The organism is Patulibacter sp. NPDC049589 (assembly GCF_040675535.1).
GTDB lineage: Bacteria > Actinomycetota > Thermoleophilia > Solirubrobacterales > Solirubrobacteraceae > Patulibacter.
Window position 1 is genome coordinate 18,932 of record NZ_JBFAPC010000037.1, and the last position, 21,052, is coordinate 39,983.

At 74.9% G+C, this 21,052-nt stretch carries 21 protein-coding genes, 1 tRNA gene and 1 pseudogene; 16 read left to right on the plus strand and 7 right to left on the minus strand.

Translation table 11 applies throughout. From position 1 onward, the window contains the following. Positions 1 to 250 precede the first annotated feature (250 nt). From AB0L40_RS09400 to AB0L40_RS09410, 3 genes are all read left to right on the plus strand, one after another. Positions 251 to 1,354 carry a hypothetical protein gene (locus tag AB0L40_RS09400; RefSeq protein ID WP_364352617.1) on the plus strand — a complete coding sequence of 368 codons (1,104 nt, stop codon included), beginning with the start codon at positions 251 to 253 and terminating at the stop codon, positions 1,352 to 1,354. A gap of 139 nt (positions 1,355 to 1,493) precedes the next feature. Next, positions 1,494 to 1,805 carry a hypothetical protein gene (locus AB0L40_RS09405; RefSeq protein WP_364352620.1) on the plus strand — a complete coding sequence of 104 codons (312 nt, stop codon included), beginning with the start codon at positions 1,494 to 1,496 and terminating at the stop codon, positions 1,803 to 1,805. Further along, positions 1,787 to 2,434 (plus strand): hypothetical protein, encoded by a 648-nt coding sequence (locus tag AB0L40_RS09410; RefSeq protein WP_364352623.1) that lies wholly within the window; start codon positions 1,787 to 1,789, stop codon positions 2,432 to 2,434. Before AB0L40_RS09405 ends, AB0L40_RS09410 begins: the two co-directional genes overlap by 19 nt. Positions 2,435 to 2,780: 346 nt before the next feature. On the opposite strand, the gene AB0L40_RS09415 is transcribed toward AB0L40_RS09410, so the two are convergent. Beyond that, positions 2,781 to 2,853: transfer RNA gene (locus AB0L40_RS09415), tRNA-Thr, on the minus strand. Positions 2,854 to 2,912: 59 nt separating this feature from the next. On the opposite strand from AB0L40_RS09415, the gene AB0L40_RS09420 reads away from it, so the two are divergent. From AB0L40_RS09420 to AB0L40_RS09430, 3 genes are all read left to right on the plus strand, one after another. Continuing rightward, complete coding sequence (locus tag AB0L40_RS09420; RefSeq protein ID WP_364352626.1) at positions 2,913 to 3,179, plus strand: GlsB/YeaQ/YmgE family stress response membrane protein; 267 nt, start codon at positions 2,913 to 2,915, stop codon at positions 3,177 to 3,179. A gap of 170 nt (positions 3,180 to 3,349) precedes the next feature. After that, positions 3,350 to 4,297, plus strand: a complete 948-nt coding sequence (locus AB0L40_RS09425; RefSeq protein WP_364352629.1) for an oxidoreductase — start codon at positions 3,350 to 3,352, stop codon at positions 4,295 to 4,297. A gap of 2 nt (positions 4,298 to 4,299) precedes the next feature. Continuing rightward, positions 4,300 to 5,655 (plus strand): hypothetical protein, encoded by a 1,356-nt coding sequence (locus AB0L40_RS09430; RefSeq protein WP_364352632.1) that lies wholly within the window; start codon positions 4,300 to 4,302, stop codon positions 5,653 to 5,655. Between the two features lie 127 nt (positions 5,656 to 5,782). On the opposite strand, the gene AB0L40_RS09435 is transcribed toward AB0L40_RS09430, so the two are convergent. After that, entirely contained in the window at positions 5,783 to 7,291 is a 1,509-nt protein-coding gene (locus AB0L40_RS09435; protein WP_364352635.1) for an MFS transporter, read from the minus strand. 140 nt (positions 7,292 to 7,431) lie between these two features. Here AB0L40_RS09435 and AB0L40_RS09440 point away from each other — a divergent pair, with 140 nt between their 5' ends. Then, entirely contained in the window at positions 7,432 to 7,917 is a 486-nt protein-coding gene (locus tag AB0L40_RS09440; protein WP_364352638.1) for a MarR family transcriptional regulator, read from the plus strand. A 142-nt stretch (positions 7,918 to 8,059) separates the two neighbouring features. Here the strand turns inward: AB0L40_RS09440 and AB0L40_RS09445 are convergent, their stop codons facing one another. Beyond that, positions 8,060 to 9,763, minus strand: a complete 1,704-nt coding sequence (locus tag AB0L40_RS09445; protein ID WP_364352641.1) for an ATP-binding cassette domain-containing protein — start codon at positions 9,761 to 9,763, stop codon at positions 8,060 to 8,062. A gap of 253 nt (positions 9,764 to 10,016) precedes the next feature. On the opposite strand from AB0L40_RS09445, the gene pdxH reads away from it, so the two are divergent. From pdxH to AB0L40_RS09465, 4 genes are all read left to right on the plus strand, one after another. Beyond that, positions 10,017 to 10,661 carry a pyridoxamine 5'-phosphate oxidase gene (pdxH, locus tag AB0L40_RS09450; RefSeq protein WP_364352644.1) on the plus strand — a complete coding sequence of 215 codons (645 nt, stop codon included), beginning with the start codon at positions 10,017 to 10,019 and terminating at the stop codon, positions 10,659 to 10,661. 234 nt (positions 10,662 to 10,895) lie between these two features. Beyond that, entirely contained in the window at positions 10,896 to 11,105 is a 210-nt protein-coding gene (locus AB0L40_RS09455) for a twin-arginine translocase TatA/TatE family subunit (RefSeq protein WP_364352647.1), read from the plus strand. A gap of 12 nt (positions 11,106 to 11,117) precedes the next feature. Continuing rightward, positions 11,118 to 11,705: an RNA polymerase sigma factor gene (locus AB0L40_RS09460; protein ID WP_364352650.1), complete on the plus strand. Its 588-nt coding sequence runs from the start codon at positions 11,118 to 11,120 to the stop codon at positions 11,703 to 11,705. Further along, positions 11,702 to 12,499, plus strand: a complete 798-nt coding sequence (locus tag AB0L40_RS09465) for an anti-sigma factor (RefSeq protein WP_364352653.1) — start codon at positions 11,702 to 11,704, stop codon at positions 12,497 to 12,499. Before AB0L40_RS09460 ends, AB0L40_RS09465 begins: the two co-directional genes overlap by 4 nt. A 202-nt stretch (positions 12,500 to 12,701) precedes the next feature. On the opposite strand, the gene AB0L40_RS09470 is transcribed toward AB0L40_RS09465, so the two are convergent. Beyond that, positions 12,702 to 13,748 carry an LLM class flavin-dependent oxidoreductase gene (locus AB0L40_RS09470; RefSeq protein WP_364352656.1) on the minus strand — a complete coding sequence of 349 codons (1,047 nt, stop codon included), beginning with the start codon at positions 13,746 to 13,748 and terminating at the stop codon, positions 12,702 to 12,704. A gap of 89 nt (positions 13,749 to 13,837) precedes the next feature. On the opposite strand from AB0L40_RS09470, the gene AB0L40_RS09475 reads away from it, so the two are divergent. Next, entirely contained in the window at positions 13,838 to 14,305 is a 468-nt protein-coding gene (locus AB0L40_RS09475; protein ID WP_364352659.1) for a nuclear transport factor 2 family protein, read from the plus strand. A gap of 115 nt (positions 14,306 to 14,420) precedes the next feature. On the opposite strand, the gene AB0L40_RS09480 is transcribed toward AB0L40_RS09475, so the two are convergent. Further along, the gene (locus AB0L40_RS09480; protein WP_364352662.1) at positions 14,421 to 15,536 is read right to left on the minus strand and encodes a winged helix DNA-binding domain-containing protein; all 1,116 of its coding nucleotides are present in this window, start codon (positions 15,534 to 15,536) and stop codon (positions 14,421 to 14,423) included. A gap of 114 nt (positions 15,537 to 15,650) precedes the next feature. Between AB0L40_RS09480 and AB0L40_RS09485 the strand changes: the two genes are divergently transcribed. The 4 genes from AB0L40_RS09485 to AB0L40_RS09500 all read left to right on the plus strand — a co-directional run bounded on the left by AB0L40_RS09485 (position 15,651) and on the right by AB0L40_RS09500 (position 19,152). Then, entirely contained in the window at positions 15,651 to 16,442 is a 792-nt protein-coding gene (locus tag AB0L40_RS09485; protein ID WP_364352665.1) for a helix-turn-helix transcriptional regulator, read from the plus strand. 85 nt (positions 16,443 to 16,527) lie between these two features. After that, the gene (locus AB0L40_RS09490; protein WP_364352668.1) at positions 16,528 to 17,025 is read left to right on the plus strand and encodes a BON domain-containing protein; all 498 of its coding nucleotides are present in this window, start codon (positions 16,528 to 16,530) and stop codon (positions 17,023 to 17,025) included. Between the two features lie 258 nt (positions 17,026 to 17,283). Continuing rightward, positions 17,284 to 18,174: an aldo/keto reductase gene (locus AB0L40_RS09495; RefSeq protein ID WP_364352671.1), complete on the plus strand. Its 891-nt coding sequence runs from the start codon at positions 17,284 to 17,286 to the stop codon at positions 18,172 to 18,174. A 252-nt stretch (positions 18,175 to 18,426) separates the two neighbouring features. Next, a complete protein-coding gene (locus tag AB0L40_RS09500) occupies positions 18,427 to 19,152 on the plus strand; it encodes a GPP34 family phosphoprotein (protein ID WP_364352674.1) in 726 nt (241 codons plus the stop codon). A 427-nt stretch (positions 19,153 to 19,579) separates the two neighbouring features. On the opposite strand, the gene AB0L40_RS09505 is transcribed toward AB0L40_RS09500, so the two are convergent. Continuing rightward, positions 19,580 to 20,056 (minus strand): NUDIX domain-containing protein, encoded by a 477-nt coding sequence (locus AB0L40_RS09505; RefSeq protein WP_364352677.1) that lies wholly within the window; start codon positions 20,054 to 20,056, stop codon positions 19,580 to 19,582. A 395-nt stretch (positions 20,057 to 20,451) separates the two neighbouring features. Further along, positions 20,452 to 21,052: pseudogene (locus tag AB0L40_RS09510) on the minus strand (hypothetical protein); the annotation flags it as partial.

Sequence of the window (21,052 nt, forward strand, 5' to 3'; positions counted from 1 at the left end):
CCAGATCGCCGTGCACCTCTCGATCTGCTGACGGTGGCTGTCGCCGCGTCCGCAGGCGCGGCGCGCTCCGAGGTCCCGATCGGGTAGAAATGCGCTCGGAATCACAGTTTCAGACGGCCCGCCTTGTCCCGGATTCATCACCCGGGTGGCGGGCCGTCGTCGTTCCCGACCCGTCCGAGGGCCTTGCTACACCTGGGGATGCTGCTTGGTGATGCTCGCAGCACTGTGATTCCCGAGAGAAGGACCCAACATGGCAACGCCCACGACCCGCACGAGCGGGTCCCGACTGCCGGCCTCCGCGCCGCTGCAGTCCATCCTCGAAGAGATCAGCGTCCCGATGGACGTAATGAAGGAGGCGCGCCGACGGCGCGACCTCGTGCTCGAGATCGCCCGCGAGCACCCTTCCGTGCGCGGCAGGTGGTCGTCGGGATCGGTCGCCTACGGCACCGCGAACTCGCCGCTGGAGGACGCCGACGGCGGCCTGAAGATGAACCGCCGCCTCGCGGACATGCGCCAGTTCGGCCCCGATGCACCCGGCCTGGGCCTGGGCCCCGGACCGCTGATGGAGGAGATCGGCTACTTCGTCCTGGTCCGTCTGCGCGATCGCCACTATCCCAAGGCGACGGTGGACGTCTCGGGCAAGCGCGCGATCAAGTTCGAGTTCCACGACACCGTCGATCTGGACTCCGCCGGCCCGGTGGACCCCTACGTCGACGTCGTCCTGGGCCTCGCCCGCCCCGAAGGCGCCCGTGGCCTGTGGATCCCCAACCGCAAGGCCCCGGGCGGCTGGGACCTTGCCGATCCGGCCGGCCACCTGCAGGCGATGAACGGCGGCACAGACAAGCCGTTGCGCGTCCTGCGCGCGCACGTCGTCCGCCTGAGCAAGCGCACGGTCAAGCACGACGAGCACCCGGTCGCGTGTTCCTGGAATCTGTGCGCGCTGGCGCTGGAACTCGTCGACGACGCGGACCTCGAGCTGCCCGAGGCCTTCGCGCGGTTCCTCGAGGGCGCCTCGCGGCTGATCCTCGACGCGCCGACCCCGGATCCCTCGCCCGTCGTGGCGCCGATCGAGTTGCCCGCGGGCATCCCCGCGTCGTTGGCGTCGCTGCGGCTGGAGCAGAAGGCCAGCTCGGCCCGGGCGGCTGCCGCGGCTCTGACCGCCGGCGGCGCCCGGGCGCACTACGCCGAGTTGTTCGGTCCGGAGGTCGCGTCGATCCGCAGCCGCGAGCGCACGGACTATCTGCGGCGTCTGGGCAAGGGGACGCCGTTGGCGGCGGCCCCGTCGATCGTCAGCGCGCCGTCCGAGGCGCACAAGCCGACCCGGTCCGATGGTGCGCCGCCGCAGGCCTGGTAGCGGCGGCCGTCGGGAGAGCTGGGACGACACCGCGGGCCCCAGGCTCAGGTTCGAGCGCGAAGCGCTTGAGCACGGCCTGGCGGTCCGTCGGGAGTACACGGCCCGGCCTCGTCGCCTGAGCTACCGCATCCAGGTCGACGTGCCTGAGTTCGACGAGCAGCGCGAGCTGCGGATCGTGATGCCGTCAAGCCCGATCCGGTCCCCGAGGGTGTTCGTCAACGGTCCGGCGTGTCTGCGCCACCGCTACGCCGACGGGTCGCTGTGCCTGTGGTGGGGCCGCGACGACGAGGCCCGTCGGTGGGTCACTCGCGACGGCTTGTACGCCTTGGTGCAGCTGGCCACCGAGCACGTGTACTGCGAGGCGCTGTGCCGCGAGGGCGAAGCGTGGCCGAAGGCCGAAGCCCCGACCCGTCACCGGCCGCGGTGTCCCGCATGTCCGACGTCCCGCTGACCCTGCAGATCGCCGGCGCCGCCGGCGGTCTGGCCACCATCACCGGCGCGCTGGTCACCCTCGCGATCACCGGACGCCGATCGGAGCGCCAGCGCCGCCGTGACCTTCACGCGCGTGCGCTGGCCGCGATCACCACCTACGGCGAGATGCCCTACCGCATCCGCCGCCGCGCCCCGGGCGCGGAGGCGCGCTTCGCGCTCTCCGAGGACCTGTCCCGGGTCAAGGTCGAGGTCGACGTCTGCCAGGTCCTCCTGGCCGCCGACGGCGACGCGCGACTGTCTGGAGCCTACGACGAGCTGTACCTGCTGGCACGTCGCACCGCCGGGCTCGCCGCGCACGAGGCCTGGAAGGACCCGCCGGTCGATAAGGACCCAGAGATGAACATGGGCGGCGTCTTCCGCGAGCTTGCTCCGTTCAACGAGGGCCGCCAGGCGTTCGCGGACGACCTTCGCAGAGCCACCCTCCCGCCGATCGCCCGGGCACGACGCAGGGCCCGCCGGTGGATCCGGTTCTTGCCGTCAGAGCCAAAGCGGCGCACCATCCAAGGCGGCGCCCCTCAGGACACGGCGGGCGCTACGGACGAGGACGATCCGCCGGAAGGGGCATCATCCGCTGCATCGTGGCCGTGAGGTCGTGGGCCCTGTGCTCTACCCAGGCCGATATCGCCCGATTGGTCTGTTGAGGAAACGCCAGGACGGCGATCACGGGCTGACGTCGTCCAGGGCCTTGGTGCCCGGGAACGTCTTCGACATGCCGCGCACGGCCACACCCGTTCCCGCCGATCCCGCGACGGCGCTTCCTGCCGGCCTGCGACTCGGGCCGGAAAACCGCCGCGGCGGCCCCTGCGTCGGCGATCCCGCGGACGGCGATGTGTACTCAGTGTGTACTCGGGCCTCCCGAGCGGCAGAGAATCGCCGCCGCCGTGAACCCTCCGAGAACGAGAAAGGCCCGCAATCGCGGGCCTTTCGCCTTCAGAGCCTCCCAGCGGACTCGAACCGCTGACCCCTTCATTACGAGTGAAGTGCTCTACCAGCTGAGCTAGGGAGGCAACGCGCGACCAGTGCGCGAGCGGGAAGAGTACCGACCTCGCCGCGATAGCGTAGGGACATGGGAATCGTGGCCTGGATCGTGCTCGGATTGATCGCCGGGACGCTGGCCCGGGCGATCGTGCCGGGGCGCACCGACCTGGGGTGTCTGACCACCACGGCGGTGGGCGTGGTAGGGGCGATGATCGGCGGCGCGATCGCGTCCGCGGCGGACGTCGGGGAGCTCGGCTCGTTCTACGACGCCGGCACGTGGGGGCTGGCGATCGTCGGCTCCGTCGTGCTGCTGCTCGTCCTGCAGGCGGTCGGCGGGCGCGGCAGCCGGCGCTGACCCGGCGGCCCGCGGGGCGCGCGGCCTGAATCGGGCCCCGCGCGGTGGGGTCCTCGGACGGTCGTCCGGCGGCCGGTGCGCGCTGTGCGCCCCGATGGCCACCGACGCGCCCGGCCCCGCTCCGGACCACCCTCGTCCCCGCCTCCGGGCGACCCCGTAGGGTGCGCCGTATGCCGTGGAGCACGTCCGAGATTCCCTCCCTGGAGGGCCGCCGCGCGGTCGTGACGGGGGCCAACGGCGGCCTCGGCCTGCAGACGGCGCTGGAGCTCGCGCGCCGCGGCGCGCAGGTGACGCTGGCGGTGCGCGACGTCCAGAAGGGCGCGACGGCGGTCGACCGCATCACGGCCAAGGTGCCGGGCGCGTCGCTGGCCGTCGAGACGCTCGACCTGGCCGACCTGGCGTCGGTCCGGGCGTTCGCGACGCGCGAGGACGCCGGCGGCCTGCCGCTGGACCTCCTCGTCAACAACGCGGGGATCATGGCGACGCCGCCGCGGCTCACCGCCGACCAGTTCGAGCTGCAGTTCGGCACCAACCACCTGGGGCACTTCGCGCTCACCGGCCTGTTGCTGGGCCGCCTGAAGGCCGCCGACGCCCCGCGCGTCGTCACGGTCTCGAGCATCGTGCACCGGCTCGGGACGATCGACTTCGACGACCTCAACTGGCACGCGAGCTACGGCCCCTGGCGCGCGTACGGGCGGTCGAAGCTCTCCAACCTGCTGTTCGCGCGCGAGCTGCAGGCCCGGGTCGACGCCGCCGGCATCCCGCTGCGCAGTCTCGCGGCCCACCCCGGCTACTCGTCGACGCACCTGCAGACGACCGGCCCCGCCATGAGCGGCGGCGTCCTGGGTCGCCTGAACGCCTGGGGCGGCAAGGTCGGCAACGTCCTGGTCGCGACGAAGGACTCCTACGGCGCGCAGCCGTCGCTGTACGCCGCGACGCACCCCGAGGTCCCCGGCGGCTCGTTCGTCGGCCCGACCCGCCTTGGGCAGACGCGCGGGCCGATCGGCCCGGTGACGTCGACCGCGGCCGGCCGCGACATGGCCGTCGCGTCCCGCCTGTTCGACGTCTCCGAGGAGCTGACCGGCGTGTCGTTCGGGCTCGCCCCGGCCGCCGCCTGACCGTGGGAGCGCGCGGCGCCCTGCGCGGGACGGCCCTGGTCGTCCTCGCGGTTCTCTTCCTCGCGGGGGTCGCGGCGCTCGCGAGTCTGGGCGACCCGGCGGGCGAGTCGGCCGGGACGACCACGACGGCGAAGCGCGCGCTGCCGCCCGCCCGCTCCGCCCGCACGATCCGCGAGCTGCGGCCCGAGCGGGTCCTCGCGCGTGTCGAGGCGCTGCGGGGCCTCAAGCTCGAGAAGCCGCCGAAGTTCGTCGTGCTGACGCCGAGGCAGGCGCGGCGGCAGGTCGAGAAGGCCGAGGACCGCGAGGCCGGCGGCGCGACGTCGAAGCGCGAGGACCGCATCAACGTCCAGCTCGTCACGCTGCTCGGGCTGCTGCCCAAGGGCGTGGACCTCGACGAGCTCGCGGGCCGGATCACGTCGCAGGGGACCCTCGGCTACTACGACGGCGACAAGAACGAGATGACGATCATCTCGAAGGGGCCGGACTTCCCCGTCGGCGTCGAGACGACCGTCGCGCACGAGTTGACCCACGCGATCGACGACGAGCACTTCCACGTCTTCCGCACCGTGCAGCGGACGCGCGACGACGGGGACGCCGAGCTCGCGTACCGCTCCGTCGTCGAGGGCAACGCCAGCGAGGTCGAGGAGCGGTACCGCAGGAAGTACCGGATCCCGCAGCCCGACCCGAAGGGCGACGCCGAGCAGCAGGCGCTGCTGCGCGACCTGCCGTTCGGCCTGCAGCTGCAGCTCGGGTTCCCGTACGCGATCGGCCAGAACTTCGTGGAGGCGCTGCGCGGCCAGCCGCGGGGCGAGGAGCTGCTGGCGAAGGCGCTCGGGTCGCGTCGGCCGAAGACGTCGGTCGAGATCCTCGACCCGTCGCGGTGGGTGACGAGGTTGCCGGTCGTCCGCACGCCCCTGAACCCGAGGCGCGCGCTCGGTCGCGGGTGGACGGAGCTCGACGCGGACACGATCGGCGCGGCCGACGTCCTGGCGCTGCTCGCGCCCTCGGAGCGCGAGGCCTCCGACGCCGCGCTGCTCTCCCGCACATGGCGGGGCGGTGAGTACCGCTTCCTGCGCCGCGGCGGGGTCGCCGAGCGCGGCTGCGGCGTCCCGTGCACGAAGCGCGACGCGGTGGTCGGCAGCGCCGCGTTCTCGTCCGACCAGGACGCGCGGTCGTTCGGGGCCCAGTTCGGCCAGGTCCTCGAGCGCCATCGCCACGCGAAGAAGGCCGGCGTCGCCACCTGGACGCTCGACGGCGGGGCCGCGGCCGTCGGCAGCGTCGGGACGCGGGCGACCTTCGCCTACGCCCCGACGCCGGAGCTCGCGGTCAAGCTGGTCCGCGAGGCGCCGGGAGACTGACCGCGCCGGCGGGCCCCCGGCGCCCCGCCGCGGCACGCGTCGCCGTCGAGCGTGCAGTGCTCCACGCCTGAGGAGGACCAGCGCACTCTCGACGGGGCGCCCGCGGGTGGCGGCGCCTGCGCCGCCGTCAGTGCGCCATCGGCACCGCGACCGGCGCGGTGGCCTCCGCGCCCTCGCCGGCCGTGGCCCGGCCGCGGCTCCCCGCCAGCAGGAACGCGATGACGACGTTGGCGACGGCGAGGCCGGCGGCGAGCTGGAGTCCGCGCTCGAAGCCCGCGGTCTGGGCGACCGACGCGGCGACGCCGTCGCCGATCAGGTCGTCGATGTGGCCCGTCGCGATCGTGGTGATCACGGCGAGGCCCAGCGCGGAGCCCACCTGGTAGGCGGCGGACAGGAGGCCCGAGGCGGAGCCGGCGTCCTGATCGGTGACGTCGGTCACGGCGCCGATCTGGGCGGGGACGCCGATCAGCGAGATCGACGCGCCGTACAGCAGGAAGCCGGGCAGGATGTCGGTGACGTAGCTGCCGCCGGCGGTCGCGGTGGAGAGCAGGAGCAGCGAGCCGCCGCCGAGGACCGCGCCCACGGCGATCACGGGGCGGGCGCCGACCCGGCCGACGAGGTTCTGGGCCACGATCGCGCCGACGACGGCGGTGACGCCCATCGGCACGAACTGCAGGCCGGTCTCGATCGCCGACGCGCCGCGGACGCCCTGCAGGAAGATCGCCGAGAGGTAGAACATCCCGATGAACGCGCTGCCGTTGAGGGCGAGCGCGACGCCGGAGAGCGCCAGCGGCCGCGAGCGCGCCAGGCGCGGCGGGACGAGCGGCGCGGCGGCGCGGGTCTCGACGACGGCGAAGGCGATCAGCATGGCGGCGCCGCCGATCAGCAGCGCAAGCACCTCGCCGGCGCCCCAGCCGAGGACGTCGGAGCGGATCACGCCGAGCACGACGGCGCCGACGCCGAGGGTGCCGAGGACGGCGCCCGCCACGTCGAACGACCGGGTTGCGGCGTCCGCGCGGCTCTCGCGGATCGTCAGCGGGATGGCGATCAGGGCGATGACGGCGATCGGGACGTTGACGAAGAAGACCCACTCCCAGCCGAGGGAGTCGATCAGCAGGCCGCCGGCGACGACGCCCGCGGTGCCGCCGAGGCCGGCCAGCGCGCCCCAGATGCCCAGGGCGATGCCGCGCTCGCGGCCGGGCGCGAACGTGACGGTGACGATCGACAGCGCGGCGGGGGAGAGCAGCGCGCCGCCGATCCCCTGCACGGCGCGGGCGGCGATCAGGGCGCCGGAGCTCGGCGCCAGGCCGGCGGCCAGCGAGGCCACGGCGAAGAGGGCCAGGCCGCCGATCAGCATCCGCCGCCGGCCGAGCAGGTCGGCGGCGCGCCCGCCGAGCAGGAGGAGCCCGCCGAAGGACAGCGTGTACGCGCCGACGACCCACTGCAGGTCGAGGGCGGAGAAGTGGAGGTCGGTCTGGATCGCGGGCAGCGCGACGTTGGCGATCGTGACGTCGAGGACGACCATGAACTGCGCGAGGGCGAGGACCGCGAGGGCCCGCCAGCGGCGCGGGTCGGGCGGCGCGGCGGCGGAGGTCGCCGCCGCGGACGGCGAGGGGGTGGTCGGGGAGGAAGACATCGGGGCTCCGGTTCGGCTCGTGAATCGTCCGGGAGAGGAATGATTCACGACATGAAGGATCAGGTCGCCGGGACCGTAGCGTCATCCCGTGAATCATTCAAGGCAGAAATAGTTCATCGGCGATGGTCTATGCTTGGCCGGTGATCGAGGACGACCCCTGCATCGCCGCGGACATCGACCGGCTCGCGGTGCTGCCGCAGGGCGTCGCCGAGCGGCGTGGTCTCCTCGTCTACAAGCTCGCCAACGAGCTCTTCGTGCGGATGACCCCGCACTTCGAGGCGCTCGGGATCGACGGCCGCGACTACGCGCTGCTCGCGGTGCTGAGCAACGACGCCCCGGGGTCCCAGGCGGAGCTCGCGCGGCTCTGCTCGCTGCTGCCCGCCCAGCTCGTCCCGGTGCTCGACGCGCTCGAGAGGGACGGCCTGGTCGAGCGCCGACGCGACGACCGCGACCGCCGGCGGATGATCGTGCGGATCACGGACGGCGGCCGCGAGCGGCTCGCCGCGGCCGACGAGGCCGCCCGCGTGATCGAGGACGAGCTGCTCGGCCCGGTCGACGACGACCTGCAGGCGCGGCTCGGCGACGGCTTCCGCGCGGCGCTGCGTCCCACGACGCCCGCGGCCTGAGGCGCGCCGCCGCGGAACGTCGCTCCGCGGCGCCTCCCGGCGGTGCTCCGTCGCACGACGCCCGCAACCTGACGCGCACCTCCGGGACGGTGTTCCGCGGCGAGCGGCCGGGCGGCCGGGCGACCACCCGGCCGCCGCGGCTTCAGCGGGAGCCGACCCCGGCCGTGAGTGCCTCGATCGCGCGCTCCGGGTCCGGGTAGGGCCGGACCGAGCCGTCGTGCGCGAGCAGCAGGAAGCGGTCCAGCCGGCGCAGGAACGCGCGGTCGTGGGAGACCGCGACGATCGCGCCCTGGAAGCCCTGCAGCGCGTTCTCCAGCGCCTCGCACGAGTCGATGTCGAGGTTGTCGGTCGGCTCGTCGAGCAGCAGCAGGTTGCAGCCCTCGAGCTCGAGGCAGAGGATCTCCAGCCGCGCCTTCTGGCCGCCGGAGAGCGTGTCGTGCGTGCGGTCGTGCGCGGCCACCAGCCCGTAGCGGGCCAGGGCCGACATCGCCGGCGCGCGGTCGGGGAGCCGCCGCATGACGACCTCCAGCAGCGTGCCGTCGGCCAGCTCGGGGCGGACGTTCGTCTGCGCGAACACTCCCGGTACGACGCGCGGGCCGACGACGAGCTCGCCGTGGTGGGCGATGCCGTCGATGACGGCCGCCGGACCGCCGGGCTCCTGCGCCGCACGGCCTCCGGCCGCGGAGCCGACGCCCGTGACCTCGGCCGCCGCGCCGGCGAGCAGCCGCAGCAGGTGCGTCTTGCCGGAGCCGTTGGGGCCGATCAGGCCGATCCGCTCGCCGGCGTGGATCTCGTCGGTGATCGGCTCGGTCAGGTCGACGACCTGCACGGCGCGCAGGTCCAGCACGCGGCGGGCCGAGTCCGCGCCGCGCAGGCCGACCTTGATCGCGTGGTCCTGCACCGGCGGGGGCGGGGGACCGGCGGCGACGTAGCGCTCCCAGCGGGTCTCGGTCGCGCGGGCGCGGGCAGCCATCGCCTCGGAGATCCGGGCCTGGATCTTCAGCGTGTGGACGAGCGCCCGCAGGCGCTTCTCCTCCTCGTGCCAGCGCTCCAGGGCGTCGCCGAGGCGCTCGTTGCGCTCCCGGCGGGCCTCCGGGTAGTCCGCGTAGGACCGGCCGTGGACCCACGCGCCGTTGCCCTCGAGCGTCACGACGGTGTTCGAGGCGCGCGCGAGCAGCTCGCGGTCGTGGCTGATGAAGAGGATCGTCTTGCGGCTGCCGCGGATCGCCTCCTCGAGCCGGTGCTTGCCCGGCAGGTCGAGGAAGTTGTCGGGCTCGTCGAGCAGGATCAGGCCGGCGTCGCCGCCGAGCAGCAGCTCCAGGACGAGGCCCTTGCGCTCGCCGCCCGAGAGCGTCGCGGCGGCGCGGTCGCCGACCTCGCCGAGCCCCAGCCCGAGGACCCGGCGGCAGGCGGCGTCCCACTGGCCCTCGAGCTGGTACCCGCCGCCGGTGGACCAGGCGTCGAGCGCCTCGGCGAAGACCATCCCCGCCGCGGCGGCGCGGTCCGGGTCGGGGTCGGTGGTGTCGAGCTCGGCGCTCGCCATCCGCGCGCCGACGGCCGGCAGGTCGCCCGGCGCGACGGAGAGCAGCAGGTCGCGGACGCTCTGGTCGGCGACCTCGAGCCCGACGTCCTGCGGCATGAAGGCGATCGTGCCGTCGGCGTGGACCTCGCCCTCCTCGCGCTCCAGGACCCCGGCGAGGATGCGCATGAGGGTCGTCTTGCCGACGCCGTTGGCCCCGACGAGCGCCGCGTGGCGGCCCTCCGGCACCCGGAAGGAGACCCCGGAGAAGAGGAGATCGCCGCCGGGGTGGGCGTAGGCCAGGTCGGCGACGGCGATCGTGGACATCGGTCCGGGACGGTGGCAGACCGGGCGGCGCGGCGCCCGCCGGTCGCGCGTCGTCCGGCCGCGGGGGTTCGAACCCGGCGACCTGCCCGGCCGGTCGCCGGGCGCGGGTCGCCCGGGAGGCGGGGCCGTCCGGGTCGGTGCCGCCCGCGAAGGCCGCCCCGCGAAGGCCGCCCCGCGACGGCGGCCCGCGACGGCAGGCCGGACGGCGTGGGCGCCGGACGGGCCCGCGCGCGTGCATGCGACGATCGTCGGCATGGGACTCGCCGACCTGCGCCGCTCCTACGACGGGACCCCGTTGACCGAGGCCGACCTGCACGACGACCCTCTCGTGCAGGTGGCGCGCTGGGTCGCGGAGGCCCACGACGAGCTGAAGGACGCCACCGAGGTCAACGCGATGGCCGTCGCGACCGCCGACGCGCGGGGCCGGCCGTCGGTGCGGATGGCGCTCCTGAAGGACCTCGACGAGCGCGGGCTGACGTTCTTCACCAACCTCGACTCGCGCAAGGGCCGCGAGCTGCGCGAGAACCCGTACGCCGCGCTCTGCCTGCACTGGCAGCCGGTCTACCGCCAGATCCGCGTGTCCGGCCCGTGCCACGAGGTCGCGCGCGACGAGGTCGACGCGTATTTCGCGTCGCGGCCGCCGGACAGCAAGCGCGGCGCCTGGGCGTCGGAGCAGAGCGCGCCGATCGCCGACCGCGCCGCGATCGAGGCGCGGATGGAGGAGCTGGGCCGCCGCTTCCCCGACGACGACGCGATCCCGACGCCCACCAACTGGGGCGGCTTCCGCGTCGAGCCCGACGAGATCGAGCTCTGGCAGGGCCGGCCGGATCGCCTGCACGACCGCTTCGTCTGGACCCGCGAGGGCGGCTCGTGGAGACGCGAGCGACTGCAGCCGTGACCGCATCGCGGACGCACGAGGGGCACTGCCGCGACGCCGTCGGTGCCGGCGTCCGGGTCGCTTGCCCGGTCGTCCCTCCGCGGCGCCCGCTCTCGGCCGGACCGGGCGGCCAGCACGACGCATGCACGTGCATCCGATGGGTCCTCCACGACGTTCTAAGGGATGAACGGAACGCCCTCGGGTGTTCCATGACCGGCTCGCCGGTCGCCCCGTCAAACGTCGCAGGGAGTACACGTGCCGCTCGGAATCGGACCCATGGAGATCGTCGTGGTGCTGGTCATCGCGCTGGTCGTGATCGGCCCCAAGAAGCTCCCGGGTATGGCGAAGTCGATGGGCAGTGGCGTCCGCGAGTTCCGCGACTCCCTGTCCGGCGACTCCGACGACCGCGACGAGACCCCCGCGAAGGCGAAGCCCGTCGGCTCCGCGCGCGGCGAGGCGGTCTAACCTCCGATGCGCATGGCGCCCCCGTCGGATCACCTCAGCACCCTCTCCGATCGGGCGCTCATGGAACGCGTCGCGAAGATGGACGCGGAGGCGTTCGAGGTCTTCTACGACCGGCACGTCTCCTCCGCCTACGCCCTGGCGTACCGGATCGTCGGCAGCAAGCAGCCCGCGGACGACGTCTGCCAGGAGGCCTTCCTCTCGGTCTGGCGCTCCGCGGCCCGCTACGACGCCGACCTCGGCAACGCCCGGTCGTGGATCCTCGCCGTCGTGCGCAACCGCGCCATCGACCACCTCCGTCGCGTGACGCGGGTGAAGGCGCGCGAGGTCGCCGACGAGGCCCTCGCCGAGCGCCACCCCGCCCCGCAGGACCAGAACACCGAATCGACCGCCCTCCGCAACGCGCAGGCCGGAGAGACCCGCGAGCTCATGAACGAACTTTCCGACGACCAGCGCCGCGTGATCGAGCTGTCGTTCTACTCCGGCTACTCGCACAGCGAGATCTCGGAGATGCTCGAGCTGCCGCTCGGCACCGTCAAGGCCCGCATGAACCGCGGCCTCGCCCGCATGCGCAACGTGCTCTCCGCCGGGGGTGCGTCATGAGCGGCGACGATCCCCGCGAGCTGATCGGCCCGTTCGTCCTCGGCGCCTGTACGGACGAGGAGGCCGCCCAGGTCCGCGCGCACATGGTCGCGTCGGCCGAGTTCCGCGCCGAGGTCGAGTCGTTCGACGACGTGCACAGCGCCCTCCTCGACGTCCCCGCCGTCGACGTCGTCCCGGACGACGCCCTGAAGCGCTCGATCATGGCGCAGGTCCAGGCCGAGGCGTCGCTGTTCGCGGCCGCCGGTCCGGCCGAGCGCGCCGCGATCACCCGCGACCACGCGGAGGACACCGCGGCGACGGACCCGACCCCGGCCCGCGGCGCCGGCCAGCCCGCGCCCAGCCCGCGGCGGGGCGCGTTCCTCGAGGCCCTCCGCCACCCGGCGCGGGCGACCGCCCTGGCGGCGGTGCTCGTCGCGCTGATCGTGGGCGGGATCGTCCTGGGGAGCGGGGGTGGCGGTGGGGGGAGCGACGACCCGCAGAGCTACGCGCTGATCCCGACTCCGAAGGCGGGGCCCAACGCCAGCGGCCGCCTGGTGGCCGACAAGACGTCGAGCACCCTGAAGCTCAACGGCTTCCCGGAGCTGACGTCCGACAAGCGGTACCAGGTGTGGCTGCAGACGGGCACCGAGGACCCGAAGCCCACCGACGTGCTGTTCAGCGTCGACGCCAAGGGCCACGGCGAGGCGAAGATCCCCGGCGACCTCAGCAAGGTCGACCAGGTCCTCGTGACCGCCGAGCCGAAGGGCGGCTCGATGGAGCCGACCACCGACCCGGTCCTGCACGTCCAGATCTGACGGCGCGCGGGCCCGGCCCGCGTCCCGGAACGACGAACGCCCCGGTCGACGACCGGGGCGTTCTGCGTTTGGGGGTCGCACTCGTGGCTCGACGGTCCGGCCGGAAGGCGGGGCCGACGCGCGCCGTCGGCCGGCCGTGGGGGCGGGAGGCGCCGCCGGGCCGGCGTTCCGCGGCGGCGGGCGTCCCGGCAGTCCCGCGACGTCAGGCCGTGGCGGTCGCCGGGCGCGGCTCGCGCGGCGCCAGGTCGACGACGTCGGCGATCAGCTCGTAGGAGCGCTTGCGGGCCGCGTGGTCGTGGATCACCGACGTGACCATGAGCTCGTCCGCGTTGGTGCGGGCCAGCAGCTCCTCGATGCCGCGGCGGACGGTGGCGGGGCCGCCGACGATCTGCGACGCGCGGCGCTCCTCGGCGAACTTCCGGGCCGACGGCTCCTTCAGCGCGCGCTCGGCCTCCTCGGGCGTCGGCAGCAGGCCCGGGTGACCCTGGCGCAGGCGCAGGAACTGCAGGACGTTCGGGCCGTTCAGGAACTCGGCCTCGGCGTCGTCCTCGCCCGCGACGATCGCGGTCCCGAGCATCACGTACGGGGCCTGCAGGACCTCCGACGGCTGGAACGACGCCCGGTAGAGGTCGACCGCCGGCACCGTGTGCTGGGCGCTGAAGTGGTGGGCGAACGAGAACGGCAGGCCGAGCTCGCCGGCCAGCTGTGCGCTGAATCCCGACGAGCCGAGCAGCCAGATCGCGGGCTCGTAGCCGTTGTTCGGGACGGCCTTGATGCGGTGCAGCGGGTGCTCGCGCGGCAGGTCGCCCTTGAGGAACCCGCGCAGCTGCTCGAGCTGGGCCGGGAAGTCGTCCTCGTTGGCGAACGGGTCGCGGGAGCGGCGCAGCGCCGCGGCGGTCAGCCCGTCGGTGCCGGGGGCGCGGCCGAGGCCGAGGTCGATCCGGCCGGGGTGCAGCGCCTCGAGCATGCCGAACTGCTCGGCCACCACCAGGGGCGCGTGGTTCGGCAGCATCACGCCCCCGGAGCCGAGGCGGATTCGATCGGTGCCGGCGGCCAGGTGGGCGATCAGGACCGGCGGCGACGAGCTGGCGATGCCCGACATGTTGTGGTGCTCGGCCACCCACACGCGGCCGTACCCGAGGGCCTCCACGTGGCGGGCGAGGTCGAGCGCGTTGCCCAGCGCCTGGGAGGGGGTCGAGCCCTCCGCGACGGGGGCGAGGTCCAGGACCGACAGTGCGACGTCGCTCATCGCTCCATCGTGGCATCCGGGACGGGGATCCCCGCTGGGACGCGGGATCCGGGCCGGTCGCGGGCGCGCCGTGCGGATACGGTGGGACCGTGCCGCACGACAACGCCGCCCTGATCGCCCGGTTCTACGCCGCGCTGGACCGCGGCGACGCCGCCGAGATGGGGCGCTGCTACGCGCCGGACGCGACGTTCACGGACCCGTTCTTCCGCGGCCTGCGCGGCCCCGAGGTCCCGGGCATGTGGGACATGCTCACCCGCGCGGCGACGGAGATGACCGTCGTGGCCGACGAGATCGAGGCCGACGAGGCGGCCGGGTCGGCGCACTGGGTCGCGACGTACCCGTTCTCGCGGACCGGCCGGACGGTCGTCAACGACATCCGGGCGCGCTTCCGCTTCCGGGACGGGCTGATCGTCGAGCACGTCGACCGCTTCGACGCGCGCCGCTGGGGTGCCCAGGCCTTCGGTCCGGCCGGCAACCTGCTGGTCCTGCCGCCGGCCCGCGCGGTGTTCTCGCGCGGGGCCCGGAAGCGGCTCGCGGCGCACCTGGCGCGGGGCTGAGGGCGAGGAAGGGCCGCCGACGGGGGAGCCGGGCGATCGCTGCCCGCGGGCGGGAGCGAGGGCGCGGGACGGACGGAGGGCCGGGGGCGGATGGGGCGGGACGCGTCCGCCGCGGTCACGAGGGTGCGAGCACCTCGACGACGCGGGTCGCGCCCTTCGGACCCAGGAAGCCCAGCAGTCGCCGGCCCTCCGCCCGGATCGACGCCGCGGTCCGCTGCGCCACCCGCGCGAACGGCCGGACGACGAGGGCACCGTCCTTCCCGCGGTCCCACGTCGCGACTCCGAAGCCGTCGTGCAGGACCGTCCCGTGGATCTGGCCGTTGACCGTGAAGACGTGCTCGCGGTGGACCGGGTCGAGGATGCGCGAGTGGTCGACGTGCGAGAGCAGCGCGTTGTCGAAGCGGGGCAGGAACCGGACCGGGGCGGGGACGTCCTCAGGGGGACGGGGCGCGTTGGGCAGGTCGAAGAGCGTCCGGCCCTGCTCGTCCTCGAACGTCACGAGGTCCGGGATCGCGGCGAGGACCTCGCGCATGCCGGGCAGGCCGGACCACTTCGTCGCGTCGGCGGCGGTCGCGGGGCCGAAGGCGCCCAGGTAGCGCCGGACGAGCGCGGTCGGCGGGCCCTCGGGCGCGAGGCGCCGGGGCGCGCCGTCCTCGTCGGTCAGGACGCGTCCGGCCGGGGCGAAGGCCGCGTTGCCGGGGAAGCCGTCGGGGTGCCCGGGCTGCGCGACCTGGACGAGCGGCAACAGCATCCGGGCGACGTGGGCCAGGGCCTCGCCGTCCAGCTGCGGGAAGGCGTCGTGGAGCGGCGCGCGCAGCGCGGCGATCGGCCGGGGCTCCTCGTCGAGCAGCCGGAACGCGAGGGCGAGGACGGCGTCGAGGTCGGCCTCCTCCGCGACGACGCGGAGGTGCGGCAGGCGCAGCGCGGTGCGCAGCAGCGGCTGCAGAGCCATCCGCTCGGCGACGTAGTCGTCGGCGCTCAGCAGGTGGATGGTCCCGCGCATCGCGGTCGCGCGGACGACCCGGCCGTCGGACAGCGCGTCGAGCAGGTCCTCGCGCCGGAAGCCGTCGATCCGGCTCCACAGGCCGACGAACGGCGGCGCGGGCTCCTGCGCCTGCAGGCCGACGAGGCGCTCGGTCATCGCGACGACGTCCGTGCGCTCGCGGGCCAGGAGGGCCTGACGGGCCAGCAGCGCGCGGTTCAGGCGCCGCCGGGAGAGGACCTCGGGCATCGGCGGAGCCTCCCGGGCAACGCGGACGGATGGCGTCCGCGATGGGACCGGGGCCGCGGATCCATGACCTCCGAGGTAACGGACGGGCGTCGACGGCCGCGGTAGCTTCGGCGCGTGTCCACCGTCGCCGCCCACCACGCCGGCACGCTCCTGCGGGAGTGGCGCCACCGCCGCCGGCTCTCCCAGATGGAGCTGGCGCTCGAGACCGGGATCTCGACCCGCCACCTGTCGTTCGTCGAGACCGGCCGCTCGCGGCCGAGCCCCGAGCTGCTCCTGCGTCTGGCCGATCCCCTGGAGGTCCCGTTGCGCGACCGCAACCAGCTGCTGCTCGCCGCGGGGCACGCGCCCGTCTACGGCGAGCGCGACCTCGACGACCCGGCGATGGCCCCGGTCCGCGAGGCGCTGGACCTCGTCCTGCGCGGCCACGCGCACTCGCCGGCGCTGGTCGTCGACCGCCAGTGGGGCCTCGTCGCGGCCAACGCCGCCGTCGGCCTGCTGACCGCGGGCGCGGCGCCCGAGCTGCTGGAGCCGCCCGTCAACGTGCTGCGTCTGAGCCTGCACCCCGACGGCCTGGCGCCCCGGATCCGCAACCTCGCGGAGTGGCGCGGTCACGTGCTGGGCCGCCTGGCGCGCGAGGCCGCCGCCGGCGGGGCCCCCGCGCTGGCGACGCTCCTGGCCGAGCTGCGCGCGCTCCCGGGCGGCGAGGCCGAGCCCGGCGCCGAGCGCTACGGCGAGATCGCGGTGCCGCTCGTGCTGGCGCTGGACGACGGGACGGAGCTGTCGCTGATCAGTACCGTCTCGACGTTCGGGACGGCCACGGACGTCACGCTGGCGGAACTGTCGATCGAGTCGTTCTTCGCCGCGGACGCCACGACCGAGGCGCACCTGCGCCGCCTGGCCGGCTGACCCCGTACGCCTGCGGTCCGCGGGGTCGTTTGGTCCGTCGGGGAGGGGGTATGCGAACCAGGAACCCCCGGACGGAGTCCCCACCGTGAGCAACCCCAAGTCGTACGTCACCAAGAAGGCGGCCAGGAAGGCCGCGAAGATGACCGTGAAGCACGCGGCGCACGGCACCGCCTCGAAGGTCAAGCGCCGCCCGATCCGCTCGGTCACCCTGATCGGCGTCGGTGCGTTCCTCGGCGGCGCCGTCTCGTTCGTGATCGCCCGCGGGGCGACCGCGCGCCGGTTGAAGGCCGAGCAGGCCGCCGTCGACGCCGCCGCGGTCGCCGCCGACCAGGAGCGCGCCGCGGCCCGCCACGAGCGCCGCCGCGTCGAGCTCGACGACCGGACGCTGACCGACCGCGTGAAGTCCGAGATCTTCCGCCCCGCCGACTCGCCGAAGGGCGACGTCGTCGTCGACAGCGAGAACGGCGTCGTCAACCTGCGCGGGTCGGTCCCCAGCGCCGAGCTGCGCGACCGCCTGGTCACCGACGCGGGCGCCGTGGACGGCGTCCAGCACGTCGAGGACCTGCTGCACGTCCGCTCCTGACCGGGGCTCGGCGCGGCCGCGTCGAGCCCCCGCGCCGTTCGTGCCCCCGCGGCACGGAGACGCCGACGCGCCGGCCGCGCGGTCGGTCGCCCCGGCGCCGGGATCCGCCGTCGCGGGCGCCGGATCGCCCGCGGTGACGGGCCCGGCCCGTCGACCCCGCATCCTCCGTCCGAGCGGGAGCGGCCCGGAGATCCCCTCCGCCGCTGCTCCCCGACCCGCCCGGCGCGGGTCACCTCGCCTCCGACCCAAGGACCTCCCATGAGCACCTCGACCCCCATCGCCCACGCCTCGGGCACCTTCGACATCGGCGGCGACCTCACGGTCCACCGCCTCGGCTACGGCGCCATGCAGCTGACCGGCAAGGGCGTCTGGGGGCCCCCGGCCGACCACGACGAGTCCGTCGCGGTCCTGCGCAAGGCCGCCGAGCTCGGCGTCGACCTCTTCGACACCGCCGACTCCTACGGCCCGTACGTGGCCGAGGAGCTGATCCGCGAGGCGCTGCACCCGTACGCCGACGAGCTCGTGATCGCCACGAAGGCCGGGCTCACGCGCCCCGGTCCCGGCGACTGGCGCCCGGTCGGCCGCGAGGGCTACCTGCGCCAGCAGCTCGAGGGCTCGCTCGTCCGCCTGGGCGTCGAGACGATCGACCTGTGGCAGCTCCACCGCATCGACGCGGACACGCCCGCGGAGGAGCAGTTCGCGACCCTGAAGGCCGTCCAGGACGAGGGCAAGGTCCGCCACGTCGGCCTGTCCGAGGTGACGGTCGAGCAGCTGAACGCCGCGCTCGACGCCGGCGTGCAGGTCGCCACGGTCCAGAACAAGTTCAACCTCGTCGACCGCGCCTCCGAGGACGTCCTGGACCGCTGCGAGGAGCTCGGCATCGGCTTCATCCCGTGGTTCCCGATCGCGACGGGCCAGCTCGCCAAGGACGGCGGGCCGCTGGACGAGATCGCGAAGGAGCACGGCAGCTCCCCCGCCCAGCTCGCCCTCGCGTGGCTGCTGCACCGCTCCCCGGTGATCCTCCCGATCCCGGGTACCTCCAAGGTCGCCCACGTCGAGCAGAACATCGCCGCGGCGGAGATCGAGCTGTCGAAGGACGAGGTGCAGCGCCTGGAGCAGGCCGGCCGCGACGCCGCCGACCAGGGCTGAGGCCCGCGGGCGGATCGCGCGATCGTGGCGGCCGTCCGCTCCGTCCGCTCCGTCCGCTCCGCCCGGCCTGCCGGTCGTCGCCTGGGTGCTGCCGGATGCGGCCCCGGTGCCGCGGCGCGGCGTTCGGGTACGGCCGGGCCGCGGTCCCGCCCGGCGCGCGGACACGGCCGGGCCGCGGCCCGGTTCGGCCCGCAGGCCCCGGCGATCGTGCGACGGACCGGGGCGGCCGATCGCCCCGGGTAGGCTCGGCGGATGACCGAGACCCCCTGGTCGTCCGCCTCGGCGGGGCTGTCCCTGCCGCTGCGCCTGGCCTGGATCCTGGCCCGCGAGGACGGGCGCCCGCCGGTCGAGGTCGGCGGCCCGGGACCCCTGCTGCTTGGCGCGGCCGTGCTGCAGCTGCTCCACGACGGGGCGATGCGGCGCGACGAGGGCGGGAGCTACGTCCGCGGCGACGCCGACCCCGGCGACCCGTTCGAGACGTGGGTCCGCGACGCGCTCCCGGTCGGTGACGACGGGGACCGGCAGCTCGAGGAGCTCGCCGCCGACGTCGCGGGCCGGTCCGGGCACCGCGCGACCGAGGCGCTCGAGGAGCTCGGGCTGCTGACCCGTGTCCCCCGTCGTGTCCTCGGGGTGTCGCTGGGCCGGGCGCTGCGGGTCGCCAACCCCGAGGCCCTCGTCCGCGACCGCGCGCTGGTGCGGGCGATCCTGGACGGCCAGGAGTCCCACGACGTCGCGATGGGCGCGCTGATCGCCTACCTGCACCACGGCGGCCTCGTCGCCCACCTCGAGCCGGAGGACCTGCACGCGGCGGAGACCCGCGCGGCGCAGATCGCCGGCGACGCCCCCGACGGCACGCCTGCACCCCAGGGCCCGGTCGCCGACGCGGTCCGCCGCACCGTCGAGGCGATGCGCGTCGTCCTGATCCCGGTCGGCGCGGTCCAGATCGTCTCGACGACGGCGCATCACCGACGGCACTGAGGAAGGGGTCGGCCGCCGCCCGGGGGCGCCCGGGCGGCGGCGCCGCGCGAGGGTCACGAGGACCGAGAAACCTTCCTGGCGGGTACGAAGCCTGGTGCCGATCGCGGGCCGCGGCCGGCGGAGAGCCGCGCGGGCTGCGAGGACCAGGAAACGTTCCTGGCAGGTATCAAGCCTGGTGCCGGTGCCGGTGCCGGTGGCGGGCCGCGACCGGCCGCGAGCCGCGCGGGCCGTGAGGACCAGGAAACCTTCCTGGCAGGGAGCAGATCTGGTGCGCGTGGCCGGCCGCGCCGCGCCACGGCCCGCGCAGGCCACGAGAACCAGGAACCCTTCCTGGCAGGTACGAAGTCCGGTGCGGAACGCGGACCGGTCCGCCGACCGGCCGGACCGCCCGCCGCGACTCACGCCGCGACGGGCGCACGGCGACGCCTCAGCCGCCCCCGACAGCCGCGACGAGCCGGTCCACGAAGTCGGCCTGCGCCGCGACGAGCTTCACGCGGGCGGTGTCCGGATCGACCCAGGCGACCCGGTCGACCTCGGGGAACGCCTGGGTCCGGCCCGACCGGGGCGGCCACTCGGTCTCGAACGTGCCGGGCACGATCGAGGCGGGGTCGAGGTCGCCCTCCACGGCCCAGGCGCGGACGCGCTTGCCGCTCTTCTGCCGGACCTCGCCCAGGTCGACCGCCTCGCCGTCGGGGGCGACCAGGCCGAGCTCCTCGGTCCACTCTCGGCGCGCCGCGTCGAGGGGCACCTCGTCGGGCTCGCACTCGCCCTTGGGCAGGGACCAGGCCCGCTCGTCCTTCCGCGCCCAGAACGGCCCGCCCATGTGCGCGATCAGCAGCTCGACGCCGCCGTTGCCCGCCCGCCGCCACAGGAGGAGACCGCCGCTGAGGACCGAGGACGCCATCGCCCGATCATCCCGCGACCGGCCCGCGGACGGCCGGCCGGCTCGCGATCGGCGCCCCGCCACCGTCCGGATCGGGTGGCACCGCGGCGACCGCTCTGGGAATCACCGTTTGGTGATCGATTCCCGGAGCGTTCCCGGGCGGCCCTCGAGGTCCCTCTGGGAATCACCGTTTCGTGATCGATTCCCGGAGCGTTCCCGGGCGGCCCTCGAGGTCCCTCTGGGAATCACCGTTTCGTGATCGATTCCCGGAGCGCTCGCGGGCGGCCCTCGAGGTCCCTCCGGGAATCGCCGTTTCGCGATCGATTCCCAGAGCGACCCCGGGCGGCCCTCCGGGGCCCCTCCGGGAATCACCGCTTCGTGCGTGATTCCCAGAGCGCACACGGGGCGGGTCCCGCTCAGCGCGGCGCCGGCTTGAACAGCCGGACGTTGCGGTCCGTCCGCGTGCCCGCGTTGCCGCCCGGGCGCCCGCCCTGGGCGTCGAGGTAGGAGAGGTCGCGGGCGACGTCCGCCAGGGGGTCGGGGGCGGTGTCGAGCTTCCAGGTCTCGAGGACCGCGCCGCCTCCCGCGGTCGCGCGGACGCGGAGGGCGCGGCCCTGCTGGGGCCAGTCCGCCAGCGCGGTCGTCGTCAGCGACCAGTAGCCGCCCGACGGCGTCCGGACCGGGCGGATGCGGTCGTGGTGGGTGTCGCCGCCGATCGTCGCGAGGACGCGCGGGGCGCTCGCGAGGCGGTCGCGGATCGCTCGCCCGTTCGGGGTCCGGTCCAGCGGGTCGTGGAAGGCGACGAGGATCCAGCGGTCGCCGGCGGTGCGGAGCGCGCGGTCCAGGAACGCCTGCTGGGCGGGGTTGACCTCGCCGGTGTCGCCGCCGCCGCGGGGGACGTCGTCGAGCAGGACGACGCGGACGCCCGTGCCGACGTCGCGCACCGCGTCGGCGCGGCCGTCGCGGTCGCCGGTCCCCATCGATCCGCCAGGCCCTCGGCGGCCTGCTCGGGATCGT